This window comes from Sphingomonas adhaesiva (genome assembly GCF_036946305.1).
GTDB lineage: Bacteria > Pseudomonadota > Alphaproteobacteria > Sphingomonadales > Sphingomonadaceae > Sphingomonas > Sphingomonas adhaesiva_B.
The window spans coordinates 328,060-336,765 of sequence record NZ_JAQIJJ010000005.1 but is presented as its reverse complement, the minus strand read 5'-3'; the positions used below and the strand labels follow the sequence as shown (position 1 = coordinate 336,765).

Sequence of the window (8,706 nt, the reverse complement as noted above, 5' to 3'; positions counted from 1 at the left end):
AGCACCCCGCGCGGCATCACCGCGCCCAGCAGGAACCCGCCGAAGACCGCGTGCATCCCCACCGCATCCATCGCGAAGGCGGCGAGCAGGAACAGCATCAGCGCCACGCCCAGCTCCGCCTGCCCGACGCGTCCGGCGCGCTCCGCCCGGCGCCCCAGCGGCGCCAGCAGCCGCGGCCCGAGCGTCAGGACGACGGTGGCGAACAGCAGCGCGCCGCCGATCGCCTTCACCGCCACACCCCCGCCCCGTCGCCCAGCGTCGCCAGCACCACCGCCAGCACCGTCCACGCGCCCGCATCGTCGATCGCGCCCGCCGACAGCGACAGCGTGCCCAGCGGCGTGCCCGACAGCCCGCGCTCGTGGATGATCCGCGCCAGCATCGGGGAAGGCGGTGATCGCGATGCACGCGCCCATGAACAAGGTCGCCTGCGCACCAGACACGCTGGGCGCGAACAGCCCCGGCACCTGGCGCAGCCACGGCGTGATCGCCACCGCGACCAGGAACGGCGCCGCCATTCCGGACAAGGACACCGCGCTGGCGCTGCGCGCATTGCCGCGGAAGTGATCGCCGCGGAACCCCAGCCCGACGACGAACATGTACAACCCGACACCCAGTTGCGCGATCGCGTAGAGCAGCCCGCGCATCTCCTTGGGGAACAGCATCGCCTGCCATTCCGGCGCCAGCAGCCCGAGCAGCGACGGGCCGAGCACCACGCCCGCGATCATCTCGCCCACCACCTGCGGCTGTCCCAGGAAGCGGTGCGCGGCCCAGCCGACCGTGCGCGACACCGCGACGATCGCGAACAATTGCAGGAAAAACAGGATACTGATGTCGGCCAGCGCCATGGCGCACTCCCCCCGGGCGGTCGTTGCGCGCAGCCTGTACAGCAAGTCGCGCGATTTCTCTAACATGGACTAGTCGAACGTCCCGCGTTGCGACATCATGCGCGTCCACGCGTTGGTGCGGGGACCGGGCGTTTACCGGTCGTCAATCCGCGCAGGAGTAGGGCGGTTAGTACAACGGCGACGCAGAAGGACCGTCACATGGCATTGGTAGCCACCCTGTACAGCGACGATGCCCGCGGTGCGGAGCGTCGCCAGGTCGAGCTGGACGGCACGCTGCGCGGTCCGGCGCATACGCCGCACGACGTGCTGGTCAGCGAATTGTCCGCCAACGGTTTCCGCGTTCCCGTGACGGGGGCGCTGTCGGTCGGCGCGCGCATCACGCTGGGGCTGAACGGCGTGGGCGCACGCGCCGCGCGGATCGTGCGCCGCGCGGGCGAGGACCAATATGGCTGCGAGTTCGTCTCGCCGCTGACCCCGGGCGAGCTGGCGGCGGCGCTGAACGCGGAGCCGGCGGAGCTGATCCGCTTCCCGCAGACCGCGATGGTGGTGCCCGCCGACGCGCTGCCGGAGCCGGACGTCGGCCGCTTTCCCGGTCCGGTGCGGCTCGCCATCCTGATGGGCGGCGGGCTGATCGCCTGGGGCGCCACGATCGCGGCGGCGATCGCGCTGTTCTGACGCGATCGCCGGGGTCGCGCGCGCCGCTACACCGGGACCGACAGCGGCGCTGATGTCGTCTTCGTCGTCGTCGCCAGCATCCGCGCCACCTGCGCGGCGAAGGCGTCGACCGCGAACGGCTTCGTCATCAATTCCATGCCGTCGTCGAGGAAGCCGGAGCGCACGCGCGCCTGCTCCGCATACCCCGTCACGAACAGCACCTTCAGCCCCGGCATCGTCGCGCGCGCATGGTCGGCGACGGCGCGGCCGTTGACCCCGGGCAGCCCGACGTCGGTCACCAGCAGCCGGATATCGGGACGCGTGTCGAGCAGCGCGATCGCCTGATGGCCGTCGACCGCCTGGATCACGCGACAGCCCAGTTGCTCCAGCACCTCGACCGCCAGCATCCGCACCGCGGGATCGTCCTCCACCAGCAGGACGCCCGCGCCGGCGTCGATCGCGACCGGCGTCGCGGCGTGCAGCGGTGCGGCCACCACCGCGTCGGGGGCGGCACGGCGCAGCAACAGCGTCACGGTCGTTCCCTCGCCCGGCTGCGACACGATGCGCGCATGTCCGCCGGTCTGGCGCGCGAAGCCATAGATCATCGACAGCCCCAGCCCGGTGCCATGCCCGATCGGCTTGGTGGTGAAGAACGGATCGAACGCCTTGGCGATCGTGTCCGCCGACATGCCGATGCCGGTGTCGGCGACGCTGACGGCGATATAGTCGCCCGGCTCCGGCGCGTCCGTCCCGCCGATCTCGCCGCGCTCGACGCGGCGACGTTCGGTGGCGATGGTCAGCCGCCCGCCGTCCGGCATCGCGTCGCGCGCGTTGATCGCCAGGTTCAGCAGCGCGCTTTCCAGCTGGTTGGCATCGGTCGTCGCGGCACCGGCATCCGCGGCGAGCGCCAGGTCGAGCGCGATATCCTCGCCCAGCGTGCGGCGCAGCAGGTCCTCGACCGAGGCGACCGCATGGTTGACGTCGACCGCGCGCACGTCGAGCGACTGGCGCCGCGAAAAGGCGAGCAGCCGCTGCGTCAGCCCCGCGGCGCGCTGCGCCGATGTCGCGGCGGCGTCGATATAGCGATCGACGCGCTCCATCCGCCCGTCGGCGATGAAGCGGCGTACCAGCTCCAGGCTGCCGATGACGCCGGTCAACAGATTGTTGAAATCGTGCGCGATGCCGCCGGTCAGCTGGCCGACCGCCTCCATCTTCTGGCTCTGGCGCAACTGTTCCTCGGCCAGCGCCAGTGCCGCGCTCTGCTGGCGCCCGGCGGTGACGTCGCGCAGCACGGCGTAGATCATGCCGTCGCGCGGCACCGCATGCCAGCTCAGCCAGCGATGGCCGCCGTCGCGGGTGCGATAGCGCACCTCCAGCCCGGCGACGCGCTCGCCGCGCGCCAGCGCCGCGAGCGCCTCCTCGATCGCGGCGCGGTCGTCGTCATGGACCAGCCCGGTCACCGCCTGTCCGGCCAGGTCCGCGACGCGCCAGCCCAGCGTGTCCTGCCACGCCGGGTTCAGCTCGCGATAGCGCCCCTCCGGGGTGACGACGCACAACAGGTCGGGCGACGCCTGCCAGATCTGGTCGCGCTCGCGCGTGCGCTCCGCCACCGCTTCCTGAAGCGAGCGTTCGCGCTCCTTGCGCTCGGTCTGGTCGAGCATCGCGCCGATCATCCGCGTCGCGCGCCCCTCGCCATCGCGGATCACGAAGCCGCGATCGCGCACATCGGCATAGCTGCCGTCGGCGCGGCGGAAGCGATAATCGTCCGTCCAGGCGCTGCCGCTGCCGTCGATCACCGCATGGATGCTGCGGTCGATCCGCGCGCGATCGTCGGGGTGGATATGGTCGAGCCACCATTGCCCGCTGCCCTCGATCGCCTCCGGCGCATGGCCGTAGGCGGTGGTCAGCGCCTCGTTCCACAGCACCTGGTCGCGCACCAGATCCCAGTCCCAGATCGCGTCGTTGGTGGCGCGATTGGCCAACCGCAGCCGCTCCTCCGTCTCGCGCAGCGCTCCCTCGGCGCGGCGTTCCGCGGTCACGTCCTGCACCGTGCCGATCAGCCGCACCGGCACGTCATTCTCGAACATCGCGATGCCGCGCGCGCGGATGTGCCGCTCCACCCCGTCGGTCAGCCCGATGGTGCGATAGCCGACGTCGAACAGCCGCGAACCCGTAGGGTCCAGCGCCGCCATCACCGCCGCGGTCGCCGCCGCGCGATCGTCGGGGTGAAGCCCCAGCACGAACGCGTCCTCGTAACTGACCGGCGCACCGGGCGGCAGGCCGAACAGCTCGCGGCAGCGGTCGTCCCAGTCCAGCCGCCCCTGTTGCGGCGCATAGTCGAACTGCCCCAGCCGCGCCGCGCGCGTGGCGAGTTCCAGCCGCTCGCGATGCGCAGCCAGCGCGGCGCGCGCCTCGTGCTCGCGGGTGACGTCGTGCGCGAAGCCGAACCATTCGACCAGCGTGCCGTCGCGGTCCAGCATCGGCACCGCGCGCGACCGCGCCCAGCCGATCGACCCGTCGGCGCGCCGCACGCGATGCTCCATCTCCAGCGCGCGCCGGTCGCGTAGCGCGTCCGCGGCCTGCGCCAGCACCGCGTCGCGCTCGGACGGCAGCAGATAGCGCTCGGTCCAGTCCGTGCTGGGCGACGACGTGTCCGCCAGCAGCCCGCGCCCCTCCAGCATCCGCAGCTCGCGCCAGTCGGGGCTCATGCGATAGATCACGTCGGCGCCGGTCGCGGCCAGCGCGCGGAACCGCGCCTCGCTGTCGCGCAGCCGCTGCGTCTCCTGCTCCAGCCGGCGGGTGACCTGCACCCGCTCCGTCACCTCCGTCACGCAATCGAGGAAGCCGGCCACCGCGCCGCTCTCGTCGTGCAGCGGGCTGAAGCCGAAGCTCCACCACGTATCCTCGCTGACGTCGCCGCGCTGGGTGCGGAACAGGATGTCGTTGAGCAGCATCGGCCGCCCCGCCAGCGCCTCGTCGATCAGCGGCGCGAACGACACCCATACGTCGCCCCACACCTCGCGCACCGGGCGGCCGATGCGGTCGTCGCGCCGCCCGGCGATGATCGCGGCATAGGCGTCGTTGTAGATGACGGTCAGGTCGCGGCCCCAGCCGAGGCACATCGCAATGCGCGACGACAGCATCATGTCGACGATCGCGCGCAGCGACGCCGGCCAGTCCGCGCGCGCGCCCAGCGGGGTGGCGGACCAGTCGAACGCGGCGATCGCCGCGCGCATCGATGGCGGGTCTGCCGCAGGGGGCGGCGAGCCGGCGGGGGAAGGGGGCGTGAAGCGATCCGAAGCCGGCGGCATGGCGGCGATCATATCGCCGCCTATCGCCCAAGTCACCGGAATTACGTGTGGTTTGTACGCTTGTGTTCGGTCGCGGTGCCGATACGCTGGGCCTGACGACGACGCACGACAGGGGGCGGTGATGCGGCAGATGATGACGATGGCGGCAGCGGTGATCGCGGCGGCGTTGCCGGTTTCGACGGCTGCGGCGGCACCGCGCGACGATGCCGCCGCGCAGGCGCTGGACATCGCGAAGCGCGCGATCGCCTTCCGCAGCGTGGCCGGCCCGGGCAACCAGACGCCGCAGCTCGCCGCCTATCTGAAGTCGGTGCTGGTCGCGGGCGGGTTCGCCGCGAACGAGGTGACGATCACCCCGATCGACGACACCGCCTATCTGGTCGCGCGCTGGCCCGGCAGCGATCCCAAGGCGAAGCCGCTGGTGATCTCCGGCCATATCGACGTGGTGGAGGCGAAGCCCGCCGACTGGCAGCGCGATCCCTTCACCCCGGTGGTGGAGAACGGCTATCTCTACGGCCGCGGCGCCACCGACATGAAGCTGGACGCCGCGGTCGCGATGGCCACGCTGATCGCGATGAAGCGCGACAGCTATCGCCCGCGCCGCGACATCGTGCTGGAATTTTCCGGCGACGAGGAAACGCGCATGAAGACCAGCGCGCTGATCGCCGAGCAGTTGAAGAATGCGGAGATGGTCATCAACATCGACGGCGGCGGCGGCCGCTTCGGCGAGGATGGAAAGGCGCAATTCTTCACCTGGAACGGCGCGGAGAAGACCTATGCCGATTTCGAGCTGACCGTCACCAATCCGGGCGGCCATTCGTCGGCGCCGCGCCCGGCGAACGCGATCAACCAGCTGGCCGCTGCGCTGGTGCGGATCGGCAACTATCGCTTCACCCCGCAACTGTCCGACATCACGAAGACCTTCTTCCAGGAAGCGGCCAAGCAGCAGACCGGCGAACTGGCCGCCGCGATGCGCGCCTTCGCCGCCGACCCGACCGACCAGAAGGCGATCGCCACGCTGGCGGCGAACCCGGCCTATGTCGGGCAGATCGGCACCACCTGCGTCGCGACGATGGTGTCGGGCGGACATGCGATCAACGCGCTGCCGCAGCGCGCCACCGCCAACATCAACTGCCGCATCTTCCCCGGCACGAAACCCGCCGACGTGATGGCGACGCTGCAGCAGGTCGCGGCGGAGCCCGCGATGACGATCAAGGACGTGACCGAGGGGTCGGTCGCCAACGACGCGTCGCCGATGCGCGCCGATTTAGTCGCCGCGGTGACGAAGGCGATGGCCGCCACCCGCCCCGGCGTGCCGGTGTTCCCCAGCATGTCGGCCGGCGCCAGCGACAGCATGTGGTTCCGCTATCACCACGTCCCCAGCTATGGCGCCAGCCCGACCTTCATCAAGGAATCGGACGATTTCAGCCACGGGTTGAACGAGCGTACTCCGGTCGAGAATATCGCGCCGGGGATCGCCTATTATCGTTCGCTGTTCACCGACCTTTCGAAGTAACTGATTGATACGGATCAGCTTTGCGCGGGAAACACGGAACCCGTGATCGTCCCCTCCTGTTCAGCGCGCACGATTGCCGAACAGGAGGGATGATCATGAAGACTGTTTCCGTTGCCGCCATCGCCGCCGTCGCCTGGCTCGCTGCGCCTGCGGTGGCACAGGCGCCGACCACGCCCGCGGGCTATGTCGCCGCGGCCGGCGCCAGCGACCTCTACGAGCGCCAGTCGAGCCAGCTGGTGCTGCAATCGACCGCCAATCCGAAGGTGCGGTCGTTCGCGCAGATGATGGTCGCCGATCACGCCAAGAGCACCGCGCAGGTGAAGGCCGCCGCCGCGCGCGCCGGCGTGAAGGCCGCACCGCCCAAGCTGATGCCCGAGCAGGCCAAGATGATCGCGGACCTGCGCGCGCAGACCGGCACCGCGCGCGACACGGCCTATGTCACGCAGCAGAAGACGGCGCACCAGAAGGCGCTGGCGCTCCACCGCGGCTATGCCGACAACGGCACCGCCGCCCCGCTCAAGACGGTCGCCGCCGGCATCGCGCCGGTGGTCGAGCATCACATCGAAATGCTGAACGCGATGTGAGGTGAAGAGGCGGTTTCGGTGAGACCCGGCCCCGCCACTAGAAGCCCCTCCCTGAAGGGGAGGGGAATAACAAACAAAAGCCCCTCCCCTTTAGGGGAGGGGTTGGGGTGGGGCAGTCAAAGGCGTCACTCTCTGCGAGGCTCCCCCCACCCCTGACCCCTCCCCTGAAGGGGAGGGGCAGAGTTCCTTCATTCGCTTAGCCCCAAAGACGCTTAAGCCGGCGCCCCCACCACGGTCTTCACCTCCATGAAGTCCGCCAGCCCGTACTTGCCGTTCTCGCGCCCGTTGCCCGATTGTTTGTACCCGCCGAACGGCGCCGCGATGTCGGGCGACCAGCTGTTGATCGTCACCAGCCCGGCGCGCAGCTTGCCCGCGACCTCCGCCGCCTTCGCCGGATCGCCGGAGACGGTCGCCGACAGCCCGTATTCGGTGTCGTTGGCGATCCGCACGCCGTCCGACAGATCGTCGTAGCTGGTGATCGTCGCCACCGGGCCGAACGTCTCCTCGCGCGCGATGCGCATGTCCGGCGTCACGTCGGTGAACAGCGTCGGCTGGATGAAGAAGCCGGAGTTGCGCCCGTCCGGCCGCCCCGGGCCGCCGGTCACCAGCGTCGCGCCTTCGTCGATCGCGGACTGGATCAGGCCCTGGATCTTCTCATACTGTGCCTTGTTGACGACGGGGCCGATATGCTGGCCTTCCTCCAGCGGGTTGCCGACCTTGGTCTGCTCCATCATCGACTTCACGATCGCGGTCGCGTCGGCGACTTGCGAGGAATGGACCAGCAGCCGCGTCGGCGCGATGCAGCTCTGCCCGGAATTGGCCAGCACGCCCGCGACCGTCGGCGGCAGGACCTGTGCCAGATCCGCGCCCTCCAGCACCAGATTGGCCGCCTTGCCGCCCAGTTCCTGATGCACGCGCTTGACGGTCGCGGCGGCGGCCTGCGCCACCGCGATCCCGGCGCGGGTGGAGCCGGTGAAGCTCACCATGTCGACGCTCTTGTGGGCGCTGAGCGCCGCGCCCACGCCCGGCCCGTCGCCGTTGACCAGGTTGAACACGCCCGCCGGCACCCCCGCCGCGTCGAGGATCTCGGCCAGGATCGCAGCGCAGCCGGGCGCTTCCTCCGACGGCTTCAGGATCATCGTGTCGCCCGCCGCCAGCGCCGGCGCGACCTTCGCGCAGATCTGGTTGAGCGGCCAGTTCCACGGCGTGATCATGGCGACCACGCCCAGCGGCTCGTGCACCACCTTCGCCTTGCCGACCGTCTCCTCGAAGGTGAACGTGTCGAGCGCCTTCAGCGTCGTCGCGAAATGCGCGAGGCCGGTCGGCGCCTGCGCCGCCATCGCGAGGCCCAGCGGCGCGCCCATCTCCTGCGCCATCGACGTCGCCAGATCGGGGATGCGCTTCTTATATTCGCCGATGATCGCGGTCAGCAGCGCCTTGCGCTCGTCGATCGAGGTCTGCGACCACGTCTCGAACGCGCGCCGCGCGGCGGCGACCGCCTTGTCGACGTCGGCGGCGGTGCCCAGGGTGATCTCGGTACAGGGCTGCTCGGTCGCGGGATCGATCACCTGATAGGGGCGTCCGCCCTCGCTCTCCACCCAGGCGCCATCGATATATTGCTTGAGGTAGCTCTGCATCACGCTCTCCGTTGCTCTTTGCCGCGGATCATGCGGTGGCCGCGATTGAGTTGCAAGGCGAAACGGGACGGATGGTGCGGGGCGCGCGGCCTGTAAGCGGCCCCTCCGTCATGCCGGGCCTGACCCGGCATCCATCTTCCCACACGCGCTGCGCTCGCGGAC

6 protein-coding genes are annotated in these 8,706 nt (G+C 70.3%); 3 read left to right on the top strand and 3 right to left on the bottom strand.

Annotated features, from left to right (window positions below):
• Positions 1-845 (bottom strand): cation:proton antiporter (locus PGN14_RS10640; protein WP_335299490.1); only part of this gene is annotated, 845 nt, incomplete at its 3' end.
• Positions 846-1,043: 198 nt separating this feature from the next.
• On the opposite strand from PGN14_RS10640, the gene PGN14_RS10635 reads away from it, so the two are divergent.
• Positions 1,044-1,520, top strand: a complete 477-nt coding sequence (locus PGN14_RS10635; protein ID WP_335299489.1) for a PilZ domain-containing protein — start codon at positions 1,044-1,046, stop codon at positions 1,518-1,520.
• A 26-nt stretch (positions 1,521-1,546) separates the two neighbouring features.
• On the opposite strand, the gene PGN14_RS10630 is transcribed toward PGN14_RS10635, so the two are convergent.
• Positions 1,547-4,810: a PAS domain-containing protein gene (locus tag PGN14_RS10630; protein ID WP_335299488.1), complete on the bottom strand. Its 3,264-nt coding sequence runs from the start codon at positions 4,808-4,810 to the stop codon at positions 1,547-1,549.
• Positions 4,811-4,931: 121 nt separating this feature from the next.
• On the opposite strand from PGN14_RS10630, the gene PGN14_RS10625 reads away from it, so the two are divergent.
• Both PGN14_RS10625 and PGN14_RS10620 read left to right on the top strand, forming a co-directional pair.
• The gene (locus PGN14_RS10625) at positions 4,932-6,323 is read left to right on the top strand and encodes a M20/M25/M40 family metallo-hydrolase (protein ID WP_335299487.1); all 1,392 of its coding nucleotides are present in this window, start codon (positions 4,932-4,934) and stop codon (positions 6,321-6,323) included.
• Between the two features lie 95 nt (positions 6,324-6,418).
• A complete protein-coding gene (locus PGN14_RS10620; protein ID WP_335299486.1) occupies positions 6,419-6,907 on the top strand; it encodes a DUF4142 domain-containing protein in 489 nt (162 codons plus the stop codon).
• A gap of 212 nt (positions 6,908-7,119) precedes the next feature.
• Here PGN14_RS10620 and PGN14_RS10615 read toward each other — a convergent pair whose 3' ends face one another.
• Entirely contained in the window at positions 7,120-8,544 is a 1,425-nt protein-coding gene (locus PGN14_RS10615; protein WP_335299485.1) for an aldehyde dehydrogenase family protein, read from the bottom strand.
• Positions 8,545-8,706 lie beyond the last annotated feature (162 nt).

Coding starts and splice junctions, on each gene's coding strand:
- PGN14_RS10635 (WP_335299489.1), top strand. CDS start 1,044: ATGGCATTGGTAGCCACCCTGTACAGCGACGATGCCCGCGGTGCGGAG.
- PGN14_RS10630 (WP_335299488.1), bottom strand. CDS start 4,810: ATGCCGCCGGCTTCGGATCGCTTCACGCCCCCTTCCCCCGCCGGCTCG.
- PGN14_RS10625 (WP_335299487.1), top strand. CDS start 4,932: ATGCGGCAGATGATGACGATGGCGGCAGCGGTGATCGCGGCGGCGTTG.
- PGN14_RS10620 (WP_335299486.1), top strand. CDS start 6,419: ATGAAGACTGTTTCCGTTGCCGCCATCGCCGCCGTCGCCTGGCTCGCT.
- PGN14_RS10615 (WP_335299485.1), bottom strand. CDS start 8,544: ATGCAGAGCTACCTCAAGCAATATATCGATGGCGCCTGGGTGGAGAGC.